The 25,144-nt window shown below is 68.2% G+C and carries 17 protein-coding genes, 2 rRNA genes, 1 other RNA gene and 1 riboswitch; of the genes, 9 read left to right on the top strand and 11 right to left on the bottom strand.

From position 1 onward, the window contains the following. The first annotated feature begins 256 nt into the window (after positions 1-256). Together KDB89_RS10045 and rrf are read left to right on the top strand one after the other, a co-directional pair. A 23S ribosomal RNA gene (locus tag KDB89_RS10045) occupies positions 257-3,363 on the top strand. A gap of 118 nt (positions 3,364-3,481) precedes the next feature. Beyond that, positions 3,482-3,598, top strand: a 5S ribosomal RNA gene (rrf, locus tag KDB89_RS10040). A 919-nt stretch (positions 3,599-4,517) separates the two neighbouring features. Here rrf and KDB89_RS10035 read toward each other — a convergent pair. Beyond that, entirely contained in the window at positions 4,518-4,973 is a 456-nt protein-coding gene (locus tag KDB89_RS10035) for a MarR family winged helix-turn-helix transcriptional regulator (RefSeq protein ID WP_219080687.1), read from the bottom strand. Positions 4,974-5,023: 50 nt separating this feature from the next. On the opposite strand from KDB89_RS10035, the gene KDB89_RS10030 reads away from it, so the two are divergent. Then, complete coding sequence (locus KDB89_RS10030; protein ID WP_219080685.1) at positions 5,024-6,274, top strand: multidrug effflux MFS transporter; 1,251 nt, start codon at positions 5,024-5,026, stop codon at positions 6,272-6,274. A 67-nt stretch (positions 6,275-6,341) separates the two neighbouring features. On the opposite strand, the gene rnpB is transcribed toward KDB89_RS10030, so the two are convergent. Next, an RNA gene (gene rnpB, locus KDB89_RS10025) (RNase P RNA component class A) lies at positions 6,342-6,706 on the bottom strand. A gap of 66 nt (positions 6,707-6,772) precedes the next feature. Here rnpB and KDB89_RS10020 point away from each other — a divergent pair. Together KDB89_RS10020 and KDB89_RS10015 are read left to right on the top strand one after the other, a co-directional pair. Next, the gene (locus KDB89_RS10020; protein WP_219080683.1) at positions 6,773-9,262 is read left to right on the top strand and encodes a circularly permuted type 2 ATP-grasp protein; all 2,490 of its coding nucleotides are present in this window, start codon (positions 6,773-6,775) and stop codon (positions 9,260-9,262) included. Continuing rightward, positions 9,259-10,215 (top strand): transglutaminase family protein, encoded by a 957-nt coding sequence (locus tag KDB89_RS10015; protein ID WP_219080681.1) that lies wholly within the window; start codon positions 9,259-9,261, stop codon positions 10,213-10,215. The genes KDB89_RS10020 and KDB89_RS10015 overlap by 4 nt, the downstream gene beginning before the upstream one ends. Here the strand turns inward: KDB89_RS10015 and KDB89_RS10010 are convergent. The 3 genes from KDB89_RS10010 to KDB89_RS10000 are packed head-to-tail and all read right to left on the bottom strand — an operon-like array spanning position 10,179 to position 12,757. Then, on the bottom strand, positions 10,179-10,988 hold the full coding sequence (locus KDB89_RS10010) for a transglutaminase-like domain-containing protein (protein WP_219080679.1): 810 nt from the start codon (positions 10,986-10,988) through the stop codon (positions 10,179-10,181). The genes KDB89_RS10015 and KDB89_RS10010 overlap by 37 nt on opposite strands. Before the next feature lie 50 nt (positions 10,989-11,038). After that, on the bottom strand, positions 11,039-11,854 hold the full coding sequence (map, locus tag KDB89_RS10005; RefSeq protein WP_439654887.1) for a type I methionyl aminopeptidase: 816 nt from the start codon (positions 11,852-11,854) through the stop codon (positions 11,039-11,041). A gap of 57 nt (positions 11,855-11,911) precedes the next feature. Continuing rightward, entirely contained in the window at positions 11,912-12,757 is an 846-nt protein-coding gene (locus KDB89_RS10000) for a DUF2510 domain-containing protein (RefSeq protein ID WP_219080675.1), read from the bottom strand. Between the two features lie 128 nt (positions 12,758-12,885). Between KDB89_RS10000 and KDB89_RS09995 the strand changes: the two genes are divergently transcribed. After that, a complete protein-coding gene (locus KDB89_RS09995) occupies positions 12,886-14,178 on the top strand; it encodes a glutamine synthetase family protein (RefSeq protein WP_219084283.1) in 1,293 nt (430 codons plus the stop codon). Here KDB89_RS09995 and KDB89_RS09990 read toward each other — a convergent pair. Further along, the gene (locus KDB89_RS09990; protein WP_219080673.1) at positions 14,165-14,593 is read right to left on the bottom strand and encodes a sterol carrier family protein; all 429 of its coding nucleotides are present in this window, start codon (positions 14,591-14,593) and stop codon (positions 14,165-14,167) included. The two genes, KDB89_RS09995 and KDB89_RS09990, sit on opposite strands and share 14 nt — an antisense overlap. Before the next feature lie 40 nt (positions 14,594-14,633). Here KDB89_RS09990 and KDB89_RS09985 point away from each other — a divergent pair, with 40 nt between their 5' ends. The 3 genes from KDB89_RS09985 to KDB89_RS09975 all read left to right on the top strand — a co-directional run bounded on the left by KDB89_RS09985 (position 14,634) and on the right by KDB89_RS09975 (position 19,619). Beyond that, a complete protein-coding gene (locus KDB89_RS09985) occupies positions 14,634-17,549 on the top strand; it encodes a bifunctional [glutamine synthetase] adenylyltransferase/[glutamine synthetase]-adenylyl-L-tyrosine phosphorylase (RefSeq protein ID WP_219080672.1) in 2,916 nt (971 codons plus the stop codon). Between the two features lie 36 nt (positions 17,550-17,585). After that, positions 17,586-17,718, top strand: a riboswitch (FMN riboswitch). 78 nt (positions 17,719-17,796) lie between these two features. Beyond that, positions 17,797-18,624: an ABC transporter permease gene (locus KDB89_RS09980; RefSeq protein WP_219080671.1), complete on the top strand. Its 828-nt coding sequence runs from the start codon at positions 17,797-17,799 to the stop codon at positions 18,622-18,624. After that, on the top strand, positions 18,621-19,619 hold the full coding sequence (locus KDB89_RS09975; protein ID WP_219080669.1) for an ABC transporter substrate-binding protein: 999 nt from the start codon (positions 18,621-18,623) through the stop codon (positions 19,617-19,619). Before KDB89_RS09980 ends, KDB89_RS09975 begins: the two co-directional genes overlap by 4 nt. 6 nt (positions 19,620-19,625) lie before the next feature. On the opposite strand, the gene KDB89_RS09970 is transcribed toward KDB89_RS09975, so the two are convergent. From KDB89_RS09970 to KDB89_RS09950, 5 genes are all read right to left on the bottom strand, one after another. Further along, on the bottom strand, positions 19,626-21,107 hold the full coding sequence (locus KDB89_RS09970; RefSeq protein WP_255555874.1) for a catalase: 1,482 nt from the start codon (positions 21,105-21,107) through the stop codon (positions 19,626-19,628). Continuing rightward, positions 21,104-21,532 carry a Fur family transcriptional regulator gene (locus tag KDB89_RS09965; RefSeq protein WP_219080667.1) on the bottom strand — a complete coding sequence of 143 codons (429 nt, stop codon included), beginning with the start codon at positions 21,530-21,532 and terminating at the stop codon, positions 21,104-21,106. The genes KDB89_RS09970 and KDB89_RS09965 overlap by 4 nt, the downstream gene beginning before the upstream one ends. Before the next feature lie 80 nt (positions 21,533-21,612). After that, positions 21,613-22,587 carry an MDR family oxidoreductase gene (locus KDB89_RS09960; RefSeq protein WP_219080665.1) on the bottom strand — a complete coding sequence of 325 codons (975 nt, stop codon included), beginning with the start codon at positions 22,585-22,587 and terminating at the stop codon, positions 21,613-21,615. Between the two features lie 32 nt (positions 22,588-22,619). Beyond that, positions 22,620-24,770 (bottom strand): MMPL family transporter, encoded by a 2,151-nt coding sequence (locus KDB89_RS09955; RefSeq protein WP_219080663.1) that lies wholly within the window; start codon positions 24,768-24,770, stop codon positions 22,620-22,622. 66 nt (positions 24,771-24,836) lie between these two features. Continuing rightward, the gene (locus KDB89_RS09950) at positions 24,837-25,100 is read right to left on the bottom strand and encodes a DUF1905 domain-containing protein (RefSeq protein ID WP_219080661.1); all 264 of its coding nucleotides are present in this window, start codon (positions 25,098-25,100) and stop codon (positions 24,837-24,839) included. Positions 25,101-25,144 lie beyond the last annotated feature (44 nt).

The following is a 25,144-nucleotide window of genomic DNA, read 5'->3' as shown; positions in this document are numbered from 1 at the left end:
CCCGGCTGGAGGGTTCTGGTTGGTGGAACATTGACTGAGAGTCGTCCCCCGCGAGTACAACCCGGTTTCGGCCGGGAGTGGGAAGTGGTGGGGTGGCTTGTTTGCACGTTGTTGGGTCCTGAAGGGTCGGTTGCCTGTTGGTGGCGCCTTCTTGCGGACCGCTTGCCGGCCTGGTCATCTGTTGGTGGCTGGTTGGTGGTGGGCTCGCTCGTTTTTTGAGAATTTCACAGTGGACGCGAGCATCTTTGTAGATTATTGACAAGCTACTAAGTGCGATCGGTGGATGCCTTGGCACCAAGAGCCGATGAAGGACGTTGTAACCTGCGATAAGCCTCGGGGAGTTGGTAAACAAGCTTTGATCCGAGGATGTCCGAATAGGGAAACCTTGAAATACCGGAGTCATGTCCGGCGACCTCTGCCTGAATGTATAGGGCAGTTGGAGGGAACGGGGGGAAGTGAAACATCTCAGTACCCTCAGGAAGAGAAAACAATAGTGATTCCGTGAGTAGTGGCGAGCGAAAGCGGAAGAGGCCAAACCTCAGTTGTGTGATAGCTGACAGGCGTTGCAGCTGGGGGGTTGTGGGGTCTCTCGGACCGTGCTGTTGAACGGTCGAAGAGTTAGAAATGGTTAGTGAAGTTGAAGTGTGCTGCGAAGGCCACAGCAGAGAAGGTAATACTCCTGTAGACGTAAGCTTTCCACTCTTGAGAGTGTCCCCAAGTAGGGCGGAACCCCTGAAATTCCGCTTGAATCTGGCAGGACCATCTGCTAAGCCTAAATACTCCTTGGTGACCGATAGCGGACAAGTACCGTGAGGGAAAGGTGAAAAGTACCCCGGGAGGGGAGTGAAATAGTACCTGAAACCGATCGCATACAATCCGTCGGAGCCCTTCGGGGTGACGGCGTGCCTTTTGAAGAATGAGCCTGCGAGTTAGTGGTACGTGGCGAGGTTAACCCGTGTGGGGTAGCCGTAGCGAAAGCGAGTCCTAATAGGGCGTTTGAGTCGCGTGCTCTAGACCCGAAGCGGAGTGATCTATCCATGGCCAGGTTGAAGCGACGGTAAGACGTCGTGGAGGACCGAACTCACTTGGGTTGAAAACCGAGGAGATGAGCTGTGGATAGGGGTGAAAGGCCAATCAAACTCCGTGATAGCTGGTTCTCCCCGAAATGCATTTAGGTGCAGCGTCGCATGTTTCTTACCGGAGGTAGAGCACTGAATGGTCTAGGGGGCCCAACAGCTTACCGAAATCAGTCAAACTCCGAATGCCGGTAAGTGAGAGTGCGGCAGTGAGACAGTGGGGGATAAGCTTCATTGTCGAGAGGGAAACAGCCCAGATCATCAGCTAAGGCCCCTAAGCGGTAACTAAGTGGAAAAGGATGTGGAGTTGCGGAGACAACCAGGAGGTTGGCTTGGAAGCAGCCACCCTTGAAAGAGTGCGTAATAGCTCACTGGTCAAGTGATTCTGCGCCGACAATTTAGCGGGGCTCAAGTTATCCGCCGAAGCTATGGCATTCAAACGTATAGGCCGTAAGGTTGTTTGGATGGGTAGGGGAGCGTCGTGTGCGCGTTGAAGCGGCGGGGTGACCCAGTCGTGGAGAGCACACGAGTGAGAATGCAGGCATGAGTAGCGAATGACGGGTGAGAAACCCGTCCGCCGAATATCCAAGGGTTCCAGGGTCAAGCTAATCTGCCCTGGGTTAGTCGGGACCTAAGGCGAGGCCGACAGGCGTAGTCGATGGACAACGGGTTGATATTCCCGTGACCGGCGAAATATCGCCCCTGCCGAGGTGAGTGATGCTAAGCATGCAAGACACTTCTCCTGATGGCCTTCGGGTTGTCGGGGTTGTGTTGAGTCTGTGATCCGATCTCATAGTAGGCAAGCTGCGGAGGGACGCAGGAAGGTAGCTCCTCCCGGGTATGGCTATACCGGGTCAAGTGTGTAGGGTGAGACGTAGGCAAATCCGCGTCTCATTGAGCCTGAGACATGATGTGTCCACACCTTGTGGTGTGGTTGGAGTGATCCTATGCTGCCTAGAAAAGCTTCGTGAGCGAGATATGAGCCGCCCGTACCCTAAACCGACACAGGTGGATAGGTAGAGAATACCAAGGCGATCGAGATAATCGTGGTGAAGGAACTCGGCAAAATACCCCCGTAACTTCGGGATAAGGGGGACCTGATACGTAGTAGAACTTGCTTCGAAAGCGTTGAGGGTCGCAGAGACCAGGCCCAAGCGACTGTTTACTAAAAACACAGGTCCGTGCCAAGTCGAAAGACGATGTATACGGACTGACTCCTGCCCGGTGCTGGAAGGTTAAGGGGAAGGGTCAACACTTCGGTGTGAAGCCTTGAACTTAAGCCCCAGTAAACGGCGGTGGTAACTATAACCATCCTAAGGTAGCGAAATTCCTTGTCGGGTAAGTTCCGACCTGCACGAATGGAGTAACGATTTGGGCGCTGTCTCCACCACGAACTCGGCGAAATTGCATTACGAGTAAAGATGCTCGTTACGCGCAGCAGGACGGAAAGACCCCGGGACCTTTACTATAGTTTGGTATTGGTGATCGGTGTGACTTGTGTAGGATAGGTGGGAGACTGTGAAGCCCGGACGCCAGTTCGGGTGGAGTCATCGTTGAAATACCACTCTGGTCACTCTGGTTATCTAACCTAGGTCCATTATCTGGATCAGGGACAGTGCCTGATGGGTAGTTTGACTGGGGCGGTCGCCTCCTAAAAGGTAACGGAGGCGCCCAAAGGTTCCCTCAGCCTGGTTGGCAATCAGGTTTCGAGTGTAAGTGCACAAGGGAGCTTGACTGCGAGAGAGACATCTCGAGCAGGGACGAAAGTCGGGACTAGTGATCTTCTGGTGGCACATGGAAGCGCCAGGACTCAACGGATAAAAGGTACCCCGGGGATAACAGGCTGATCTTGCCCGAGCGTCCATAGCGACGGCATGGTTTGGCACCTCGATGTCGGCTCGTCGCATCCTGGGGCTGGAGTCGGTCCCAAGGGTTGGGCTGTTCGCCCATTAAAGCGGCACGCGAGCTGGGTTTAGAACGTCGTGAGACAGTTCGGTCCCTATCCGCTGCGCGCGTAGGAGTCTTGAGAAGAGCTGTCCTTAGTACGAGAGGACCGGGACGGACTAACCTCTGGTGTGCCAGTTGTTCCACCAGGAGCACGGCTGGTTGGCTACGTTGGGAAGTGATAACCGCTGAAAGCATCTAAGCGGGAAGCACGCTTCAAGATGAGGGCTCCCACAGAATAATCTGGTAAGGCCCCCTGTAGACCACAGGGTTGATAGGTCGGACGTGGAAGCACAGTAATGTGTGGAGCTGACCGATACTAATAGGCCGAGGGCTTGTCTTCTACAAAGATGCTACGCGTCCACTGTGTAATGTCTCGAACAACGATCGAGACAACCCCCGCACCACAACCCTCGGGTTTGTGGCCGGCAGGGTTGTTCGTGATACAGTTCAATAAATGTTTCGGTGGTCATAGCGAGAAGGAAACACCCGGTCCCATCCCGAACCCGGAAGTTAAGCTTCTCAGCGCCGATGGTACTGCAGCGGGGACGCTGTGGGAGACTAGGACGCCGCCGGACCAACACTTACAAGAGAGAGCACCCACCCCCACCAGGGGTCGGGTGCTCTCTCTTTTTTCATCCCCCGACGCACAACACCCCCCGGGAACGAACGCGGAAAAGTGGGCAGTGCCCGCTTCTGGCCGGTCCCGGCACGAAAACCGCACACCACCCCCGCCTCCTCGGCCGCCGTCACGCACCTCCGGCCGCGTGCGTGCGCCGAGCCTCCTGACAGCTGGGGAAAGTGGTACGCGCGGAGGTGGCGGGGCGTCCCTCCGCAATGAGGACGCTGGGCCCGTCGCCCATCACTGGACCATCGGGCGATAGGTGAGCAGATCGTCCTGCCCACCGAGCATGTCAACGTCAGCATCACCTGAATCCCTCCATGACAAGTGTGTCGTGCTCATCGCACCCTCCCGTTTGCGGCTGGCGGGGTCGCGGGAGTTGGGCGCGCAGGGGGAAGCGCAGCAACTCCTCACGGGGATCCAGGACTATCCGTCGACGAGACTGTGAGACTTCGGCCTCCACGAACCGTGAGACTCCCCTTCCGGGGCCTAGCCCGAGAAGTGGCAAGTCTCACGGAGCCGAACTCCCAGCTCAAGCGGACCGGCATTCAGCGTCGCCCGTCCGTCGTCCGTTCATGCATTCTCCGCCGATCCGGGGGCGGACTCAGTGCGCCGTGAAGAGAGGCACTGCGACGGGTGCCGTCGGGGAGGGGAGGCAGTGAGCGTTTCTCGTCGGCTGACCGGGGAGAATCGGGCACTGCACGCTTTTCGGGCGTCGCTTCGCATGGTGGGTGGCGTGGGTGGAGGGCCGCATGTCCCCGAGCGAGGGAGGTGGGCTGCTAGGAACGCCCAGATCAACCTGAGCAGATCCTCCTGCCCGTCGGGCATGTCAACGTCAACACCGCTCGATTTCGACGACGACAAGTGTGTCGTGCTCATCGCGGCTCAGGTGGTGGTCGGAGGTCTGGGGTGGTGAGGGCGTCGTCGAGGGCCTTCAGCGCGGGGAGGAGGGCGGTGAGCTGCGCGGGGTCGGGATGGGCGGCGAGGAGCGTGGCGGCCCAGGCTTCTCGTTTCAGGGCCAGGTTCTGGCGTGCCTTCGCCGTCGGGTAGACACGGATCACACGGCCGTCCGCCGGATCGTGGTGGCGTTCGAGGAAGCCACGCTGCTCCAGGCTGCGCAGGGTCGTGCTCGCATTGCTCGACTTGAGGTTCAGCTCGGCCGCGATCTGCCCCGACGTGAGGCCCGGTGTCGCGGTGATCAGGCCCATGGCGAGCGCCTCCACGGTGCCGAGGTCGATGCCGGCCCCTGTGGTGGAGCGGACGCTGATCTTGCGGGAGAGCGTCATGATCAGCTCCACCAGGTCGGCGAGCTCGTCTCGGGGGGCATCCATGTATCAATGCTACTATAGCTATGTAAACATAGCTACGAGGTAAGAAGTACGTGAAATCCTCTGATAACGCGGTCGCCGACCGCCCCGCCATCCGCGTGAGCCTGCTCGTCACGCTCGCGCTCCTTGCATCCGTCGCGCCCATCGCGACGGATCTCTACCTGTCGGCCTTCCCCGGCATGGCGACGGACCTGCAGTCGAGCGCGACGGGCATCCAGTTCACGCTGACCGCCTTCCTGCTGGGCGCCGCACTCGGCCAACTGCTGTTCGGCCCGCTGTCCGACCGGCTCGGCCGCATGCGACCCCTGGTGGTCGGCGCTGTCATCTACGTGATCGCCAGCGTGGCCGCGGCACTTGCGCCGACGCTCGCCGTCCTGATCGCCTGCCGCTTCGTGCAGGGTGTCAGCGGTGCCGCCGGCATGGTGATCGGCCGGGCCATTGTGTCCGACCTCGCGAAGGGCAGGGAGGCCGCCCGCGCCTTCTCGCTGCTGATGCTCGTCGGCGGCGTCGCCCCCGTGATCGCGCCGCTCGCCGGGTCGCTGCTCCTGGCGCCGCTCGGCTGGCGTGGCCTGCTGTGGATCATCGCGGGAGTGGCGGTCGTCGGCCTGGTGGCGACGCTGCTCGTCGTGCGCGAGACGCATCCCGCAGAGGCCAGGGTCAAGGACGCCGCCTCGGCAGGCCAGGGGCGTGCCCTCATGAGCCGCCGGTTCCTCGGCAATGCGGTCGCGTACGCCTTCGGATTCGCCGTGATGATGGCGTACATCTCCGCGTCCCCCTTCCTGTATCAGGTGCTGATGGGCATGAGCGAGGTGCAGTACGGGGTGATGTTCGCGGCCAACGCAGTCGTGCTCTGCATCGTCAGCGCCGTTGCGGCCAGGATCACCCGTACGACCTCCGCCGTCCCCGTCGCGCGCATCGGGCTCGGTGTGAACCTGGCGGCCGTCGCCGTCATCGGGGTCCTCGTGCTGATGGGCACCCCGACCGTCGCCGTCTGCCTGGCCATCATGGTCGCCGTCGGCTCCCTCGGCATGGTCTTCGGCACCACGACGGCGCTCGCGCTCGACAGCCTCCCCGGCGGCATCGGCATGGGCTCTGCAGTCCTCGGCGTCGCCCAGTTCGGCCTCGCGGGCGCAGTCTCCCCGCTGGTCAGCATCGGCGGCGAGACCACCGCGGTCCCGCTCGCCGTCGTGATGATTGCGGCGTCGCTGATCGCCAACATCGCCCTGTGGGCAGCCGGCGGCATGAGGCAGGAGGAGATCGCGGCCCCCGAGGCCGAGCCGGTCGCGGTCGGCGCGTCCCGCTGACGGGACGACAGGTGGGGAACCAGATGCGCCCGTCCCCGGTGTGGGGCGGGCGCATTGCCGTGTGTGAGGGACGAGACGGCCGGTAAGCCGGATTCTGTCGACGGATGATCATCTATCTGAGGCCCCGTGTCGCCATGGGGCTCAAGCAACCTACCCGGGCGCCTCGCGCGAGCAGCGCTCAGGCGGCGTCCGCAGCCGACCCTGGGGTCGACCTTCTTGGTCTTGCTCCGAGTGGGGTTTACCGAGCCATCCCAGTCACCTGGGATGCTGGTGGTCTCTTACACCACCGTTTCACCCTTACCTGTCGCCAGGCGGTCTGTTTTCTGTGGCACTGTCCCGCGGGTCACCCCGGGTGGGCGTTACCCACCACCCTGCTCTGTGGAGTCCGGACTTTCCTCAGCTGTCTCCAGCCGCGATCATCTGGCCGTCTCGTCCGCGGGCAAGTCTAGCGCCGGATACCTCGTTGAGCGGCTTCCGGGGGCGGGGTAGGGTGAACCGGTGACAGCTGACGCGACCGTGACGAGCGAACTCGTCGGCTACCGCTCCCGCCTGACCGGCGGCTGGGACGAGCTGCTCGCTGCGTCCGGAGTGCGTGCTGACCAGCGCCTTCTCTCCGAGGCCGTCGAGGAGCTCGGGCTCCGCGGGATGCTGGCCGCGCGCTCGGAGATGAGTTCGCTGGTGCGCGATGAGGGCATCCTCTACGGCGGCGGCGACGCCAGAAGCTGGGCCATCGACCCGCTCCCGATCGTCCTGGGAGCCGAGGAATGGCGCCGTGTCGAGAAGGGACTGGAACAGCGTTCCCGGCTGCTCGGGCTCCTGCTGGACGACTTCTACGGCGAACAGCGGCTCCTGTCCTCCGGTGCGTTGCCTGCCGAGATCGTGTGGGGGCACTCCGGTTTCCTGCCGCAGGCATGTGGCGTCAGCGTCCCCGGCGGCGTGTGGCTGCCGATCGTGAGCGCCGACCTCGGGCGCGGCCCGGATGGCGCCTGGACCGTGCTGGCCGACCGCACCGCCACCCCGGCGGGCATCGGGTACGCCATGACCAACCGGAGGCTGACCTCCCGCGTGATGGGCGACCTGCACCATGACGCCCGCCCCGCGCGCTACCGCTCCTTCTTCTCCGCGATGCGCGCGGGCCTTCAGCAGCTCGCGCCCCGCGCGGGACACACGCCCAAGGGCGTGCTGCTCTGGTCGGGGGTCGACGACGCGACGGCCTACGAGCAGGGCTTCATCGCGACGCTGCTCGGCTACGCGCTCGTCGAGGCCGAGGATCTGGTGCTGCGCGACGGACAGGTCTGGATCAACACGCCCGAGGGTCGCACCCTCGTCGACGTGATCCTCCGCCGCGTCGTCTCCGACATGGTGGACCCGCTCGAGTTCCGCAGCGATTCCCAGCTGGGCATCGCCGGGCTGTTGGAATCCACGCGGCTGGGCAACGTCGTCGCGGCCAACCCGCTGGGCAGTGGCGTGACGGAGAGCCCGGCTCTGCAGCCGTACCTGGAGTCGCTGGCGCCGCAGCTTCTCGGGGAGGAACTCAGCCTGCCCTCGCTGCCCAGCTGGTGGTGCGGCGACGCCGGCTCGCTGTCGCACGTGACGAAGAAGCTCGCCAAGCTCCGGATCGTCTCGATCCACGGGGAGAGCCACCAGGGCTGGACGCTCTCGGCGGCCGAGCGATCGGAGCTGGCCGCCCGTATCGCTGCCGAGCCGTGGGCCTGGGTCGGCCAGCAGCCCTTCGAACTCTCGACCGCCCCCGTCGTGGCCGATGAGGGTCTCATCCCCAACCGGCTGGTGCTGCGAGCCTTCGGGGCCCAGGTCAACCACGCCCACCAGTTCCTTCCGGGGGGGCTGGCCCTGATGACCCCCCACGACGCGGCCATGCTCGCCTTCGACGGGCCGCGGCTGGCCAAGGACGTGTGGGTCCTCGACGCCGAGGACATCGTCGAGACCTGGACCCCGACGTTCGAGGGCGGCCCCGTCGTCCTGCGTCGCGCCGCGGCGCTGGCGCCCCGCATCGCCGACAACCTGCTCTGGCTCGGCCGCTACAGCGAGCGCGCCGACGCGAACGCACGCCTCCTCCGCCTCGCGCTGGACCTGGCCCTCGACCATGGCCGTCGGCCCGAGTCGCTCGGCGCCCAGGTGCTTGAGGCGGTGCTGGCCACCGGCGAGCGGATCACCGGCCTCCCGCTGGGCAGCGACAGCATCGCCGACGCCCACAGGTTCATCCGGCTGGCCATCAGCGACCGCGACCTCAAGGGATCCGTCGCGCACGCCGTCCGACGCCTGACAGCAGCCGCCCACGAGGTCCCCGACCTCATGTCCGGCGACCTGTGGCAGGTACTCAGCCAGCTCGAGCAGCTCGTCGGCGACGCCGCCCGGCGCCGCGATCTGACCGGTGTGCTCGACGCTCTGGTGAGCTCGACCCTGGCCCTCGCCGGCATCAACAACGAGTCGCTGACCCGCGACGTGACCTGGGCCTTCGTCGACGCGGGCGTGAGGCTGGAGCGGGCCCAGCGCATGCTGAGCCTCGTCGGCTTCGCGCTCGGCCGGGAGAGGGCGGCGGTCGTGGAGAACCAGTTGGCCGAGGCGATCCTCGAGATGGGTGAGTCGCTCATCACGCACCGGCGTCGCTCGGCCGCCGGCGAGGGGCCGCGGCAGCCCGGCCTCGGCGCAACGCAGCTGCTCGTCGCCGACCGCATCAACCCCCGCAGCGTCGCGTTCCAGCTCGACAGGCTCGTCGACGATCTGCGCCTCATCGGCGACCAGCGGCTCGCCGACCGGGTCGCCGCGCAGTGCGGCGCCATCGTCGACACCGACTTCGCATTGTTCTTCTCCACGCCGGACCGGACCGCGCTGGCGGGCTGCTTCGCCGACCAACGCACTGAGCTGCGTGAGATCGCCGACGAGCTCGGCCGCGTTCACCTCACCAGGTCCGCGCCCCGCAGGCCGACGCTCACGGACTGGTCGGGCGCGGCGGAGGGCCACCGATGAGGCAGCGGTCGGAGAATCTCACCCTCAGGCGGTACTTCGTCAAGCACCGCACCTCCTATGTCTGGCCGGAGCCGGTCACGGCGTGCCACGAGCGCGGCTTCCTGACGCCCCGCGAGGCGCCGAGTCAGCGCGTGCTCGTCGACGGTGTACGCGTCAGCCCCGACCCGCTGCTGCACACCGAGCACATCGACCGGTTCGGCAACGTGAGCCACTACTTCGAGATCCACGAGCCGACGCTCCACCTCGAGGTAGTGAAGGAGGCCGTGGTCGACGTCACATGGCCGGAGGTCGACGTGGAGCTCCTCAACCGCTGGACGCTCGCCTCGGCCCAGCGGGCCATCGCGGAGAACCCGGCGCTGGCGCTCGACCGCGCCATGTTCGGGCTGCCGAGCAGGCACGTCTCGATCCCGCCGCGGCTCGTGAGCTACATGGAGACGATCCTCGCGCCCGACCTGGGCTTCGGGCAGGCGCTGGCTGAGCTGACCCGCGGCATCCACCGCGACTTCGCCTACCGGCCGGGCGCCACCTCCGTGCGCACCACCGTCGACGAGCTCCTCGACCTGCGTGCCGGGGTGTGCCAGGACTTCGCGCATCTCGCCATCGCCATCCTGCGGCGCCTCGGGGTCCCGGCGCGCTACGTGTCCGGCTACCTGGAGACGCAGCCGCCGCCCGGCAAGGCCAAACTGGAGGGTTCCGACGCCACTCACGCCTGGGTCTCCGTCCTGGCGCCGAACGGCACCTGGGTCGACATCGACCCCACCAACGCCCAGTACGCCGACTCGCGCTACCTCGTGACGGCGTGGGGACGGGACTTCGCGGATGTGTCGCCGCTGCGCGGCATCGTGGTGACCGACGCCGAGACGTCGAAGCTGAGCGTCGGCGTCGACGTCGTCCCCATGACGGGCGACGACATCCCTCAGCTGAGCGTTCTGAAGCTGAACTTGTCGTCGTAGGGGAGCTCGCCGTCGACGCGCGCGTCCACCTTGATCCGACGCAGCCGGGTGCTGCCGGCCAGCGTCGTCATGAAGGCCGTGTCGGCGGCGTCGCGGCCGGTGCAGATGCGCACCATGGAGTCGCGCGGGGCCAGCCCCGTGGCGTCGAGCAGGTGCCAGGCGCCGTCGTGCCACGCCTCGACGACGGCGTGGAAGTCCATCGGAACCAGGCCGGGCGCGTACACGGAGACGAGCCGGGCGGGCATGTTCAGCCCGCGCAGGAATGCGATCACCAGGTGCGCCGAGTCGCGGCACACGCCCACCCGGCTGAGGTACGTCTCGAGCGCGCCGTCGACGACGCGGCTCGAGCCGGGCTGGTAGCTGACCTTGGTGCGGACCCACTGCGTCACGGCGCTCATCAGCTCGTAGCCGGTCAGGCCCGCGAAGTGCGTCGCGCCGAGGTTGGCGAGCCGATCGGAGTCGCAGTAGCGCGACGGCCGGGTGTAGAGGATCTCGTCGATACCCTGCAGTTGCGCGGCCGGCGCGGGCTGCGGCACGTCCGCCTCGTAGTCGACGGTGAGGGTCCCTGGAGGCGTCTCCCGCAGGCGGTGCAGGCGGCTGCGGGACGAGTCGAGCTGTTCCTCCGCCTCGATCTCCTCGCCGTCGAGCCGGAAGACGAGGCCCTCGCTGAGGCCGGGATGGTCGCCGCTCACCGCCACGGAGAAGACCAGGTCGGCGGTGGACCTCACCTGCACCTGCAGATGGCTGGAGACATGGCGCGCGGGCGGGATCACCGGGACAGGGTAGCCGAGCCGCGACGTCGCCGCACCGTGGGGCGACCGGCTCAGGGCAGTGTCAGGACCTCGGCGCCGTCCTTCGTCACCACGAGCGTGTGCTCGAACTGCGCGACGCGGGACTTGTCGCGGGTCAGGACGGTCCAGTCGTCGTCCCACTCCTTCGTCTCCGCACCCCCGAGAGTCAGCATCGGCTCGATGGTGAAGGTCATGCCGGGGCGCATGACGGTGTCGAGGCGCGGCTCGTCGTAGTGCAGGATCACCAGGCCCGAATGGAAGGTGGTGTGGACACCGTGGCCGGTGTAGTCGCGGATCACGCCGTAGCCGAAGCGCTTCGCGTAGGACTCGATGACCCGCCCGATCACGGACAGCGGGCGGCCGGGGCGCACCGCCTTGATGGCCCGGTTGAGGGACTCGAGAGTCCGCTCGGTCAGCAGGCGCGACTCCTCGTCCACGTCGCCGCAGAAGAAGGTCGCGCAGTTGTCCCCGTGCACGCCGTCCTTGAAGGCGGTGCAGTCGATCTTGACTAGGTCGCCGTCCTCGAGCGGGCGGAGGTCGGGGATGCCGTGGCACACGACCTCGTTGACCGACGTGCAGATCGACTTCGGGTAGCCGCGGTAGCCCAGCGTCGACGGGTACGCGCCGTGGTCGCACATGTACTCGTGGGCGATGGCGTCGAGGGCGTCGGTGGTGACCCCGGGCGCGATGGCCTTTGCGGCCTCGTGCATCGCGTTGGAGGCGATCCTCCCCGCGACCCGCATCCGCGCGATCACGTCCTCGCTCTGCACGTCCGAGCCCGTGTAGGGCTTCGGGGCCCGACGCCCCACATACTCGGGGCGCGCGATCGCGTGGGGCACCTCACGCATGGGGGTGACGTCGTAGGGGGTGACAGGGTTCACGACCGATGAGTCTACCCGCGGCCGTCACCCGTCCCAGCGGAGCGAGTCCAGCGAGTGCTGCACCTCTGCCGCGTTCTCCGCATGGTCGATCGTCACGCACGACACGTAGACCGCGATCCGGTCCTTGTCGTCCGTGGGCACGAGGATGATGTCGACGACGTCGCCCTGGATGCCCTGGTAGAGCTGGTTGCCCACGTAGACATTGTTCGTCAGCCGCCACCCGATGCGGGTGGAGACCTTGTACTCCTCGTCGCGGAGGATCTCCCGCTTGGTGAAGCCGGTGAACATGCCGGACGACGACATGCACGTGACGAACTGCTCGGCGGCGGTCGAAAGGTCGTCGGAGAACCCGTCGCTGACCTTGATGTACCCGACGCCGACGTTGCTGATCCACCCCGTCGCGATCGGGCGGATCATCGAGTTGTTGTCCCACAGCCAGTCGATGTAGGCGGGGTCAGCCTCCCACTGGGATCCGGTGGGCACATCGATCGACAGCCCGCCGCCGTGCAGCCTGCCGTCGACGACCTCGCTGCGTGGCCAGTCCTCGGCCACCGGGCAGTCGATGGGCTCGCCGAAACCCGTCTCCACCGCCGTCGGCGACGGGGTCTCGGTGGGTTCGAGTTCGTTCCACTGCGTCCCGGTGGGGCGGGCGCTCCTGGTGTCCTCGGGGACGGCCGCGAAGGGGTTCGACGATCCGGGCAGCACCACCAGCGCGACGACGACCGCGGCGACCACCACCAGGGCGATCATGAGCCACAGCCACGCCCTCGGCCCTCTGCGCTGTGGGGTCTCCTCGATCCAGCGCTCACCGTCCCAGTAGCGCCGACCGTCGGGCGCGGAGGGGTCCGCGTACCATCCGGGCTGTGCCATGGCGCCAGTGTACTGGGCCGCGCCGTGGGGTGATGTTGCCGGAACATGGCGCGCCCGTCACATGCCTGTAACACGCGATGGGCAGACTGGCTGGCATGGATAGGCAGACTGAGTTCGTGCTGCGCTCAATGGAGGAGCGGGGCATCCGGTTCGTCAGGCTGTGGTTCACGGACGTGCTGGGATCGCTGAAGTCCGTGGCCATCGCCCCCGCGGAGGTCGAAGGCGCCATCGGTGAAGGTGTCGGCTTCGACGGATCCGCCATCGAGGGCTTCGCCCGGGTTTTCGAGTCGGACATGGTCGCCCATCCGGACCCGTCGACGTATCAGGTGCTTCCGTGGCGCCAGGCCGGCCGCTCCACCGCGCGCATGCTGTGTGACATCAAGCTGCCGGACGGCTCGCCGAGCTACGCCGACCCCCGGTACGTGCTGAAGCGCGCCATGCGCCGCGCGGCCGACATGGGCTTCACGTTCTACATCCACCCGGAGATCGAGTTCTTCCTGCTGCGCTCCCTGCAGCCCCCGGTGCCGCTCGACGACGGCGGCTACTTCGACCACACCACGCTCGGCGACGGGACCGACTTCCGCCGCGACGTCATCACCATGCTGGAGCAGATGGGCATCTCGGTCGAGTTCAGCCACCACGAGGCGGCGCCCGGCCAGCATGAGATCGACCTGCGGTACGCGGACGCGCTGACCATGGCCGACAACATCATGACCTTCCGCGTCGTCGTCCGCGAGGTGGCCGTCAGCCAGGGCGTGCACGCGACGTTCATGCCGAAGCCCTTCTCGCAGCACCCCGGCTCAGGCATGCACACGCACATGTCGCTGTTCGAGGGCGACACCAACGCCTTCTACGACGCCAGCGACGAGTACAACCTGTCGAAGACGGCCAAGCACTTCATCGCCGGCCTGCTGCGCCACGCGCCGGAGATCACCGCGGTCACGAACCAGTGGGTCAACTCCTACAAGCGGCTCGTCGGCGGCGGCGAGGCCCCCTCGTTCGCCTGCTGGGGCCGCGCCAACCGCTCCGCGCTCATCCGCGTGCCGCAGTTCACGCCAGGCAAGACCTCGTCGGCCCGCATCGAGTACCGGGCCGTCGACTCCGCGGTCAACCCGTACCTCGCGTTCGCGCTGCTGCTCAACGCCGGCCTCAAGGGCGTCGAGGGCGAGTACCCGCTGCCCGAGGAGACCGAGGACGAGGTGTGGCGCCTCAGCGACCGCGAGCGCCAGACCATCGGCATCCGTGAGCTGCCGCGCAACCTGGACAACGCGATCCGCCTGATGGAGGAGAGCGAGCTCGTCGCCGACACGCTCGGCGAGCACGTCTACGAGTACTTCCTGCGCAATAAGCGTGAGGAGTTCGACGCCTACCGCAAGCAGGTCACCCCGTGGGAGCTGGAGCGGCACATCAAGGTGATGTGACAAGGGGAAAGGCGCGCGCGGTCTCGGCCGCGTGCACCCCGCTGCGTTGCATGGCCGCGTCCTCCCAGCGCTGACGTCCGGTCGCCAGCGCCAGGAACGTCTCCGGGGTCAGTTCCACCACGTTCGGGGGGGTGCCGCGCGTATGGCGCGAGCCGGCCTCGAAGCCGATCTGCACGGCCGCGAAGGGCGGCACGCGCACCTCGATCGTCGCGCCCGGGTACCGCTCGCCGAGACGCGCGCAGGCCGCCCTGCACGCCGCGGCTGTCAGCACCCTGCCCAGCGGCTCCGGGGTCCCCGCGGCGGCCAGCAGCAGCGGCGTGAGGTCCGGCTTCCGCAGCGCGAGGACCGGGTCGACGGCCGCGTCGCCGAGCCGCGCGCGCAGCGCGGCGACGACGGGAGGGGTGGGCTTGAACATGATCCGCCACACTACCCGTGACCGCGGATAGGGTTGGCGCGTGAGCAGGTACGAGTCGCCATCCGCAGAGTTCGCCCGCCGCGGCTTCGACTCCGCGGCGTCCGCGGCCAGGGTGTGGGAACGCTGGGAGTCCGACTACGGGCGCGACCTGCCGATCGACCTGAGGCTCTTCGAGCGCATCGCCGACCGCGACCAGGCCCTCGAGGCCCTCGAGCGCCTGTGGCACGCCGACCCGCAGCTCTTCGGGCGCATCGTCTCCGACGAGGCGTGGCTGCTGCGCGTGCTCCTTGTGCTCGGCGGGTCCACCGCGCTGGCGCAGACGCTGACCCGGCACCCCGAGGAGGCGCTGCGGCTGGAGCATGCCCCCGAGGCTCGGGGGGCCGACGGCTGGCAGGCGTTCTTCGAGGACCGCGTCGCTCCCGTGGGCGCCGTCGCCGAGGGCAATGGCGACGCGCTGCGGCTGGCCAACCGGGTCGCGCTCCTCGAGATCGCCTGCCGGGACCTGGCCGCCGAGAACCCCGTCGACCTCGTAGATGACATCGCGGCCGAGCTGAGCCACGTCGCCGACGCCGTGCTGGAGATGTCGCTGGCCTACGCCCGCGCCGAGGTCCCCGGCTGGGAGAAGACCCGGCTCGCCGTCCTCGCCATGGGCAAGACCGGCGCGCAGGAGCTCAACTACATCTCCGACGTGGATGTCGTCTACGTTGCGGAACCCGCCGACGGGGTCGGCGCGGACGAGGCCGTCGCCATCGGGTCACGGATCGCCGCCGCGCAGGCCCGGATCTGTTCGGCCCACACCGCGGAGGGGACCATCTGGCAGGTCGACGCCGCGCTGCGCCCCGAGGGCAAGGCCGGGCCGCTGGTGCGGACGCTCGACAGCTGCCGTGTCTACTACGAGAAGTGGGCGAAGAACTGGGAGTTCCAGGCCATGCTCAAGGCCCGGCCCGCGGCCGGCGACCTGCGGCTGGGCGAGGACTTCGTCGAGCTCGTCTCGCCGCTGGTGTGGCGGGCGGGGGAGCGCCCCGGGTTCCTCAGCGAGGTCCGCGCGATGCGGGCCCGCGTGATCTCGCTGCTGCCCGCCAGGCAGGCAGATGCCGAGATCAAGCTGGGGGAGGGAGGCCTGCGCGACACCGAGTTCTCGGTGCAGCTGCTGCAGCTCGTGCACGGCCGCGCCGACGACCGGCTGCGCTCCCGCGGCACCTTCCGGGCGCTGCAGGAGCTCGTGGATGACGGGTACATCGGGCGCGCCGACGGCGCCGAGATGGAGACCGCCTACCGTTTCCAGCGGCTGCTCGAACACCGCGTGCAGCTCAGGCGGCTGCGCCGCACCCATCTGGTGCCGGACGAGCCGCTGGCCCGCGAGCAGATCGCCCGCTCGATGGGGCTGCGCGCGGAACAGCTGATCGACACGTGGCGTGCGTCGACCAGGCAGGTGCGTGCCCTGCAGCAGCGGATCTTCTTCTCGCCCCTGCTGGACGCCGTCTCGAAGGTCTCGACAGAGGGCCTGCGTCTCACGTCGGAGGCGGCGGCGGCGCGGCTGCGGGCGCTCGGTTTCCTCGACCCGCGCACGGCGCTCGGCCATCTCGAGGCCCTGACGCGCGGCACGAGCCGGTCAGCCGAGATTCAGCGGCAGCTGCTGCCCGCCATGCTGGAATGGTTCGCGGAGGGGCCGAACCCAGACTTCGGGCTGCTCGCCTTCCGGCAGCTGTCCGAGGCGCTGCGCGACAACACCTGGTACCTGCGTGCGCTGCGCGACGACGCGAACATGGCCCACCGGCTGGCCCGCATCGCGTCGTCGAGCCGCTTCGTCGTCGACCTGCTCCGCCGCGCGCCAGACATGATCCGCATGCTTGCGAGCAACGAGGAGCTGCGGCCCAGGTCGGCCGAGGAGCTCACGGCCGCCATGCGCGCCGCTTCGGCCCGCAACGACGACGCCGAGGCCGCCGCGGCCTCGGTCCGGGCGCTACGCCGCTCGGAGCTGTGCCGCGTCGCGCTGGCGGACGTCCTGGGGCTCGCCGACGTCGAGGTGGTGGGCGAGGCGCTCAGCGACCTCGCCGCCGCGACCCTCGACGCGGGCCTCGACCTCGCGCGCCGCAGCGTCGTCGCGCCCGACATCGGGGTCGTCGCCCTCGGCCGCTGGGGTGGGCGCGAGCTGAGCTACGCCTCCGACGCCGACTGCGTCTTCATCGTCCCCGACGGCACGGACGGGGAGGGGCAGGCGCGGGCCACCGAGCTGGTGCGCCTGGCCTGCGACATCGTCGGGCGGCCCGGACCCGACCCCGCGCTGGTGGTAGACACGGAGTTGAGGCCCGAGGGCAAGGGCGGGCCGCAGGTCCGCACCGTCTCCTCGTACCTCGCGTACTACGACAGGTGGGCCTCCACCTGGGAGAGGCAGATGCTCGTCCGCGCCCGGGCGGGGGCCGGGGACCTGGCACTGGCCGATGCGCTGCTCGAGGGGGTCGACGGCTTCCGGTGGCCCGAGGGCGGCCTGACCGACGCCCAGGTGACCGAGATCCGCAGGCTCAAGTCGCGGATGGAGCACGAACGGATCCCGAAGGGGGTGCCGCGGGAACGGCACCTGAAACTGGGACCCGGAGGCCTGTCGGACGTCGAATGGACCGTCCAGCTCCTCCAGCTGTGCCATGCCCACGCACATCCCGAGCTGCGCACGCCGTCGACCATGCGGGCCCTGGCCTGCCTTGACCGCCTCGGGCTGGTCGACGGCACACAGGCGGAGCGGCTCTCCGAGGCCTGGCGGCGCGCCAGCCGGCTGCGCAACGCGATCATGCTGGTACGTGGCCGGGCGAGCGACGCGCTGCCGTCGGACACGCGCGACCTGGCGCAGATCTCGGTGCTGCTCGGGTACGAGTCGGGCGCAGCGTCGGGCATGGTCGACGACACCCGCAGGCTGATGCGCCACGCGCTCGACGTGACGAACCAGCTGTTCTGGGCCTGACGGCGGCTCGGCGGCGAGGGCTGGTAACCTGTCAGGCACGTGTTCCGGGGTCGGTGTAAGTCCGAACCGGCGGTGACAGTCCGCGACCCTTGTCAGGCTTCGGCCAGGCCAGGTTGACTCGGTGGAATTCCGAGACCGACAGTGAAAGTCTGGATGGGAGGAACGCGCCGCGCGGCAGCGTGGGCACAGCTGTGTCTGCGCGCCTGCCGTTCGCGCGCACCCCGGACCTGGAGGAAGGACGGGGTAGATGACCACCACGATGAGGCGACGCGTAGGCGCCGGCCTGTGGTCCGCCTACCCCGCGAGGACCCGACCGGGCACCGGTCGTTGGGTCCCCGCCACCGTCGCCGCCGCCCTGCTGCTCGCCATCTGGTGGGCGGTCACGGCCGGGGGCCTCGTGGCTCCGCTCTACCTGCCGGGTCCGGAGGACGTGGCTGCCCGCATGGTCTCGCAGCTGTCCAGCGGAGTGGCGTGGAGGTACCTCACGCCGACGATCTCCGCAGCCCTGCTGGGTGCCCTCATCGCGGTGGCCGTGGCCATCCCGGTCGGCATCCTCATCGCGCACTCGCGGCCGCTGGCCGCGGTGCTCGAGCCGTTCGTCGCCCTGTCGCAGACCGTCCCGCTGGTGGCCATCGCGCCGCTGCTGGTCCTGTGGCTCGGCTACGGCACCGTCCCGATCGCCGTCCTGTGCGCGATCGTGGCCTTCTTCCCGATGATCACCACCACCGTCGTCGGGCTCCGGTCCCTCGACATGCGAGTGGTGGAGACGGCGCTGCTCGACGGCGCCAGCTTCCCGCAGCGGCTGTGGCACATCGAGGGCCCCATGGTGGCCCCCGCGGTGCTGGCAGGGGTCCGCGGCGGGATGGCGCTCGCGATGACCGGCGCGGTCGTCGGCGAGATGGTCATGGGCGGATCCGGCATGGGCACACTCCTCACCATCTCCCGGCAGACGGCGGACACCGCATCGGTGTTCGCCGTGGTCGCCTGGATCGCCCTCGTGGCGATGGCTCTCTACGGGATCGTCTCGATCGCGGAACGCGCAGCTGTCAGACGACTACAAGGAGTCACCACATGATCAACCGCCGCCTTCCCGCCCTCGCCGTAGCCGCCGCGCTCGCCGTCGCGCCGCTGACCGCCTGCTCCGCCGGCCCCGAGCCGGAGGCCTCCGCATCGGCCGTCGACCTGACGCCCGTCACCGTCGGCCTGAGCTACATCCCGAACGTCCAGTTCAGCGCCTTCTACGTCGGCGTCGAACAGGGCATCTTCGAGGACCTCGGGCTGGACGTGACGCTGCGCCACCACGGCGAGCAGGAGGACGTGTTCGGCGCCCTCCTCGGCGGCCAGGAGGACGTCGTGTTCGCGTCGGCCGACGAGGCGATGGTCGCCGCGGCGGCCGGGCAGGACCTGCAGACGTTCGCCACCAGCTACCAGCGGTTCCCCGCGGAGGTGATGACCGACCGCGCCATCGAGGGCGCGACCCTGGCCGACCTCAAGGGACACACGCTCGGCATCCCGGGTCACTACGGCTCCAGCTACTACGCGGCACTCGCCGCGATCCATCAGGCCGGGCTCACCGAGGACGACGTCACGCTGCAGGACATCGGCTACACGCAGCTCTCCGCGCTGGCCGCGGACCAGGTGGACTTCATCGTCGGCTTCCACAACAACGAGCTCGTGCAGCTGCAGGCCACCGGCGGCGACGTGACGTCCATCCCCGTCTCCGACCCCGACTCCCCGACGCTGGTCGGCCCGAGCCTCGTCTCCAGCGGCGACTCCCTCTCCGACGAGACCCTGGCCGCCCTGGCCGAGGGCATGAAGCAGGCGGAGCAGGCCGTGATCGACGATCCCGAGGCCGCCCTGGACGCCACGGCCGAGCAGGTGCCCGCGCTCGCGGAGGCCGAGCAGCGGGCCGTGGCGGAGAAGGTGCTGGCCGCCACCACGGAGCTGTGGCTGAAGGACGGCACGGTCGACGTCACCGTCGACACCGATGCCTTCGCAGCCATGGGCGAGTTCCTGACGCAGGCCGGGATCATCGATCAGGCACCCGCCGAGCCGTACCGGATCGTCTGACCCCGGTCAGGCGCCTCCGCCGCTGAGCTTCGCCTCGATCCGGCCTCCGACGGTCTCGTCGACGTTCCTCCAGTACTGCAGCGCGCGCGCCATGACCTCGGCGTCCGTGATACCGCTGAGGGCACTGGAGACCGTGTCGACGAAGCGGTCACGCTGCTCGTCGTCGAAGACCTCGGTCAGCAGCGTGCGCGCCTGACCCCAGTCGTCGTCCTCGGCGTGCAGGGTGGCGGCGGCGCGGACGAGCGGGCCGTCGGCCTCCCAGCCCTCCTCCGCCCGGCCCTGCGCGTCGGAGAACATCCGGCCGAAGCTGTTGGGCTGGTAGACGGGCGCGCCACCGGTGTGCTGGTACTGCATGTGGCCCTGGTCCGCGTAGTTGTTGACCGCGGTGATCGGCTGGTTGACCGGCAGCTGGTGGAAGTTGGCTCCGATGCGGGCGCGCTGGGCGTCCGGGTAGGAGAACACGCGGGCCATCAGCATCTTGTCAGGCGAGATGCCCGTGCCGGGGATCATGTTCGACGGGGAGAAGGCCGCCTGCTCGATCTGCGCGTAGAAGTTCGTCGGGTTCTCGTTGAGTTCCATGACGCCCACCTCGACCAGCGGGTAGTCCTTCTGGGACCAGGTCTTGGTGAGGTCGAACGGGTTGAAGCGGTAGTGATTCGCCTCGGCGTAGGGCATGACCTGCATGTGCAGCGTCCAGCTCGGGAACTCGCCGCGCTCGATCGCGTCGTAGAGGTCGCGGCGGTGCGCGTCGGCGTCGGCGCCGGCCAGCTTCTCGGCCTCCTCGTTCGTGAGGTTGACCTCGCCCTGGTTGGAGCGCCAGTGGTACTTGACCCAGAACCTCTCGCCCTCGGCGTTGACCCACATGTAGGTGTGGGACGAGAAGCCGTGCATGTGGCGCCAGGTGGCCGGCAGGCCGCGGTCGCCCATCAGGTAGGTGACCTGGTGCGCCGACTCGGGGGAGGCGGTCCAGAAGTCCCACTGCATGGTGGCGTCGCGCAGGCCCGAGGAGGGGAGGCGCTTCTGCGAGCGGATGAAGTGCGGGAACTTCAGCGGGTCGCGCAGGAAGAACACCGGAGTGTTGTTCCCGACGATGTCGAGGTTGCCCTCGCTGGAGTAGAAGCGCACGGAGAAGCCGCGCACGTCGCGCCAGGTGTCGGGGGAGCCCTGCTCGCCGGCCACGGTCGAGAAGCGGGCCAGCATCTGGGACTTCGCGCCCGGCTGGAAGGCCGCCGCCTTGGTGTAGGCGGTCACGTCCTGCGTCACGGTGAAGGTGCCGAAGGCGCCGGAGCCCTTCGCGTGCGGGCTGCGCTCGGCGACGCGCTCGCGGTTGAAGTGGGCCAGCTGCTCGACCAGGTGGACGTCGTGCAGAACGATTGGGCCGTCGTTGCCGACGGTCAGGGAGTGCTGGTCGGAGTCGGCGGGCGCTCCGTTCAGGCGGGTCGAGGGGGTGGCGGGATCGTGCATGCCGTCGCGGTAGGGGCAGGTCATCGTTTCTCCTCAGTGTCTTCCTGGCAGCTCGGACACAGTCCCCAGAAGACGAGCTCGGCCTCGTCGACGACGAAGCCTCCCGTCTCGCTGGGGGACAGGCAGGGGGCATGACCGGTCACGCACGCGACGTTGCGCATGGCGCCGCAGCGGCGGCACATCAGGTGGTGGTGGTTGTCGCTCGTCTCGAGCTCGTAGCGGGGGCTGTGGCCCGCGGGCTCTACGCGCCGGATGAGGTGGGCGTCGTGCAGCGCGGCGAGCACGTCGTAGACGGCCTGCGTGGAGGCGCTGCCGATGCGGGAGCGGACGGCGTCCGTGATCTCACCGACGCCCAGATGGTCTCCGGACTCGAGCTCGGTGAGCACGGCGAGCCTGCCGGCGGTGACGCGGAGTCCCGCGTCACGCAGAAGGGTCGGCCAATCGGTCATGACCCCAGACTAGCGGTTAATCTGGATTGGTTCCAAAAAAGGACCAAGAAGTTTTTCTTAGCTATTCGGGATCTGAAGCATCAGTCGGCGATGCGCACCAGCGTCCGCCCGTGCAGCTTGCCGTCCAGCAGCTGCGCGCCCGCGTCGATGACCTGGTCCAGCGTGATGGTCGTGGTGATGTCGTCGAGCAGCTCCGGGTCGACGCCGCGGGCCAGGATGCGCCAGGCGTCGGCGCGGTCCTCGAGCGAGGCCCACACGGAGTCGATGCCGGCCAGGGTGACGCCGCGCAGGATGAAGGGCATGACGGTGGCCGGCAGGGCGGCCGAGCCGGCGAGGCCGCAGGCGGAGACCGTGCCGCCGGGCTGCGTGCGGGCGATCGCGTTGGCCAGCACCTGCCCGCCGACCGAGTCGACGACGCCCGCGTAGGTCGCCTTCTGCAGCGGGCGGCCCTTCTCCTCGAACTCGCTGCGGGGCACTATCTGCGTCGCGCCCAACGTGTGGAGGTAGTCCTCGTGGCTCTCGACGCGTCCCGTCACGGCGGCGACCTCGAAGCCCGCGGAGGCGAGCAGCATGGTCGCGATCGACCCGACGCCGCCCGTCGCGCCGGTCACCAGTACGGGGCCGTCCTCGGGCTTGGCGCCCTCGCTGACGATGCGCAGCACGGCGAGCGCCGCGGTGTAGCCGGCGGTGCCGAGGGCTGCGGCGCGCTCGGGCGAGATGCCGTCGGGCAGCGCGACGGCGTACGTCGGCTCGACGTGCGCCCGCTGGGCGAAGCCACCGTGCCGGGTCTCGGACTGGCCGGCGCCGTTGAGGACGAGCCAGTCGCCGGGGCTCCAGCGCGGGTCGTTCGACTCCGCGACCTTGCCGACGACGTCGATGCCCGCGATCAGGGGCATGGTGCGCACGACGCCCGGGCGTCCCGTCACGGCGAGGCCGTCCTTGTAGTTGAGGTCGCTGTAGGCGACGTCGACGACGATGCCGCCGTCGCCGAGGAACTCCTCGTCGACCTCCTCGAGAGCGACGCCGGATTCACGCACCACAACAGCCTTGATCATGGGCCCCACCTTAGTGCCGGGGGCGGCCCCGGTCAGGCGGCGTGTCGCCCCTTAGCAGCGGCCTCGTCGCGGGCCAGCTTCGACGGCCACCACACGGCCGGCCCGATGTCGTAGACCAGCGCCGGCACCAGCAGCGTCCGCACGACGAACGTGTCGAGCAGCACGCCGAACGCGACGATGAACGCGAGCTGCGCCAGGAAGAGGATCGGGATGACGGCCAGCGCGGCGAAGGTCGCGGCGAGCACGAGGCCGGCCGACGTGATGACGCCGCCCGTGACGGCGAGCCCGCGCAGGATGCCCTCGCGGGTGCCGTGGCGCCGGGACTCCTCGCGCACGCGGGTCATCAGGAAGATGTTGTAGTCGATGCCGAGCGCGACGAGGAACACGAACCCGTACAGCGGTACGGACGGGTCGGCGCCCGGGAACTTGAACACGTGGTTGAACACCAGGGCCGCGGTGCCCATCGCGGTGCCGAAGCTCAGGGCCGTGGTCGCGATGAGTAGCAGCGGGGCGACGACGCTGCGCAGCAGCGCGATCAGGATCACCAGGATCACGGCCAGCACGATCGGGATGATCAGCGCCCGGTCGTGCTCGTTGGTGTCGCGGGTGTCGACGTCCGTGGCGGTGTCGCCGCCGAGCTGGGCCGTGCCGGCCAGCTCCGTGCGGAGCTCGCGGATGGTCTCGACGGCCTCGTCGGAGTCGGGCGCGTCGGCCAGGGTCGCGAGCAGCATCACCTGACCCTCGGAGACGGTCGGCGCGGGCGCGGGCTGGCCCGGGATCAGCGACTGGACCCCGTCGGAGGTCACCTCGGCCTGCCCGGAGGGGGAGTCCTTCGCCACGACGGCGACGGAGTCGACGCCGTCGGCGGCCAGCAGCTTGTCGGTGACGTCCTGCAGGTTGCCCTCGTCGGTCAGGACATAGGCCGGGGCGCCGGAGCCGCCGGGGAAGTGCTCGCTCAGGCGGTCCTGGCCCTCGCGGGCATCGGAGAAGCCGAGCACGTACTCGCTGGTCGGCACACCGTCGGCCTTCAGCGTCGGAACGAACGCGGCGCCGGCGGCCAGCAGCAGGGCGCAGACGATCCACACCGTGCGCGGTCGGCGGGAGACGAACTCGCCCGCCTTGGCGTAGATGCCGGTGTGGACCTGCTGGTCGTCGCTGCGGTCGGGGTCGTACTTCGGACGCCGGGGCCAGTAGGCCGAGCGGCCGAGCAGGTACAGGATGCTGGGCAGCAGCGTCAGAGCGGACAGCATGGCGAACACGATGCCGATGGCGGCGACGGGGCCGAGCGACCGGTTGGACCCGAGGTCGCTCAGCAGCAGGCAGAGCAGGCCCGCGATGACGGTGCCGCCCGAGGCGAGGATCGGCTCGAGGACGCCCTTCAGCGCGGAGCGCGTGGCGTCGCCGCGGTGCCGGTGGCGGCGCAGTGCCTCCGCGTAGCGGGCCGTGTAGAGCAGCGAGTAGTCGGTGGCGGCGCCGATCACGAGGATGAACAGGATGCCCTGCGTCTGGCCGGTCAGCGTCAGGATGTCCCACTTGGCCAGCCACCAGTTCACGAGCAGCGCGACGCACAGCGCGAACATGCTGGTGGCGAGCACTGCGAACGGCAGCACGATCGAGCGGTAGACGACGAGCAGGATCACCAGCACCAGGCCCAGCGCCGTGATCAGCAGGATGCCGTCGATGCCGCCGAAGGCCGTGACGAGGTCGGCGGTGAACCCGGCGGGTCCGGTGATGTTGAAGGTGAGGCCGTCGGGGAGCTCGTCGGTGATGGTGGCCCGGAGTTCGTCGACTGCCTCGGAGATGTCCGCGTCGGTGTCGAGGCCGACGAACAGCTCGGCGGCGAGCCCGTCCTCCGACGCGACGGCGGGGGAGGACGACACCACGTTGGGCTCGTCGCCCAGGTCCTCGGCGAGCGTGTTGAGGGAGGCCAGCTGCTCTTCGGTGAGCTTCTCCTCGCCGGTGACGATCACGATGGCCGGGATCGACTCCGAGCCGACGAAGTCCAGGTACCGCTCGCCGACGACCGTCGACTCGGCCGACGACGGCAGGAACGTGCTCTGGTCGTTCTGTGCGACCTCGTCGACCTTGCCGAAGTACGGTCCGCCGATGCCAGCGGCCACGAACCAGAGGAGCACGAGGATGGCGGGGATCGCGATGCGCAGGCGTCGGGTGGTGGTGTTCACAAGGGGATTGAACCACCTTGGCCCACCATGGCGCCTGTTCTTCCGCGGACCGCGTACGCGTGTCGCTCAGCGGTCGGGGTCGACCACCAGTTCCACCTCGACCTCGTCGCCCGCGCCGCGACCGGTCTTCTTCCTGGTCTCCGCGTTGAACGAGACGAGGTAACGGCCGCCCATCACGCCGGTGGTCGTCGTGTAGGTGTAGTCGCCGTCGATCGTCACGATGACGGGCACGCGCTTTCCGCGCCCGAAGGCCAGGAGGATGTCCTCGGGCACCTCGATGCCGACGTTGTTGCCGCCCGTGGCGGCGAGGACGGTGCGGAAGACGGTCATGGTGGCTCCTGGGTCAGGCGTTTGTCGCATTATCCGGCCCGCTG

Origin of the sequence: Tessaracoccus palaemonis, assembly GCF_019316905.1 — a bacterium.
Taxonomy (GTDB): domain Bacteria; phylum Actinomycetota; class Actinomycetes; order Propionibacteriales; family Propionibacteriaceae; genus Arachnia; species Arachnia palaemonis.
The sequence above is the reverse complement of the archived record's forward strand: the minus strand, read 5'-3'. Positions and strand labels throughout refer to the sequence as shown.

Coding starts and splice junctions, on each gene's coding strand:
- KDB89_RS10035 (WP_219080687.1), bottom strand. CDS start 4,973: ATGGATGCCCCCCGAGACGAGCTCGCCGACCTGGTGGAGCTGATCATG.
- KDB89_RS10015 (WP_219080681.1), top strand. CDS start 9,259: ATGAGGCAGCGGTCGGAGAATCTCACCCTCAGGCGGTACTTCGTCAAG.
- map (WP_439654887.1), bottom strand. CDS start 11,854: ATGCGTGAGGTGCCCCACGCGATCGCGCGCCCCGAGTATGTGGGGCGT.
- KDB89_RS10000 (WP_219080675.1), bottom strand. CDS start 12,757: ATGGCACAGCCCGGATGGTACGCGGACCCCTCCGCGCCCGACGGTCGG.
- KDB89_RS09995 (WP_219084283.1), top strand. CDS start 12,886: ATGGAGGAGCGGGGCATCCGGTTCGTCAGGCTGTGGTTCACGGACGTG.
- KDB89_RS09990 (WP_219080673.1), bottom strand. CDS start 14,593: ATGTTCAAGCCCACCCCTCCCGTCGTCGCCGCGCTGCGCGCGCGGCTC.
- KDB89_RS09980 (WP_219080671.1), top strand. CDS start 17,797: ATGACCACCACGATGAGGCGACGCGTAGGCGCCGGCCTGTGGTCCGCC.
- KDB89_RS09975 (WP_219080669.1), top strand. CDS start 18,621: ATGATCAACCGCCGCCTTCCCGCCCTCGCCGTAGCCGCCGCGCTCGCC.
- KDB89_RS09970 (WP_255555874.1), bottom strand. CDS start 21,107: ATGACCTGCCCCTACCGCGACGGCATGCACGATCCCGCCACCCCCTCG.
- KDB89_RS09965 (WP_219080667.1), bottom strand. CDS start 21,532: ATGACCGATTGGCCGACCCTTCTGCGTGACGCGGGACTCCGCGTCACC.
- KDB89_RS09960 (WP_219080665.1), bottom strand. CDS start 22,587: ATGATCAAGGCTGTTGTGGTGCGTGAATCCGGCGTCGCTCTCGAGGAG.
- KDB89_RS09950 (WP_219080661.1), bottom strand. CDS start 25,100: ATGACCGTCTTCCGCACCGTCCTCGCCGCCACGGGCGGCAACAACGTC.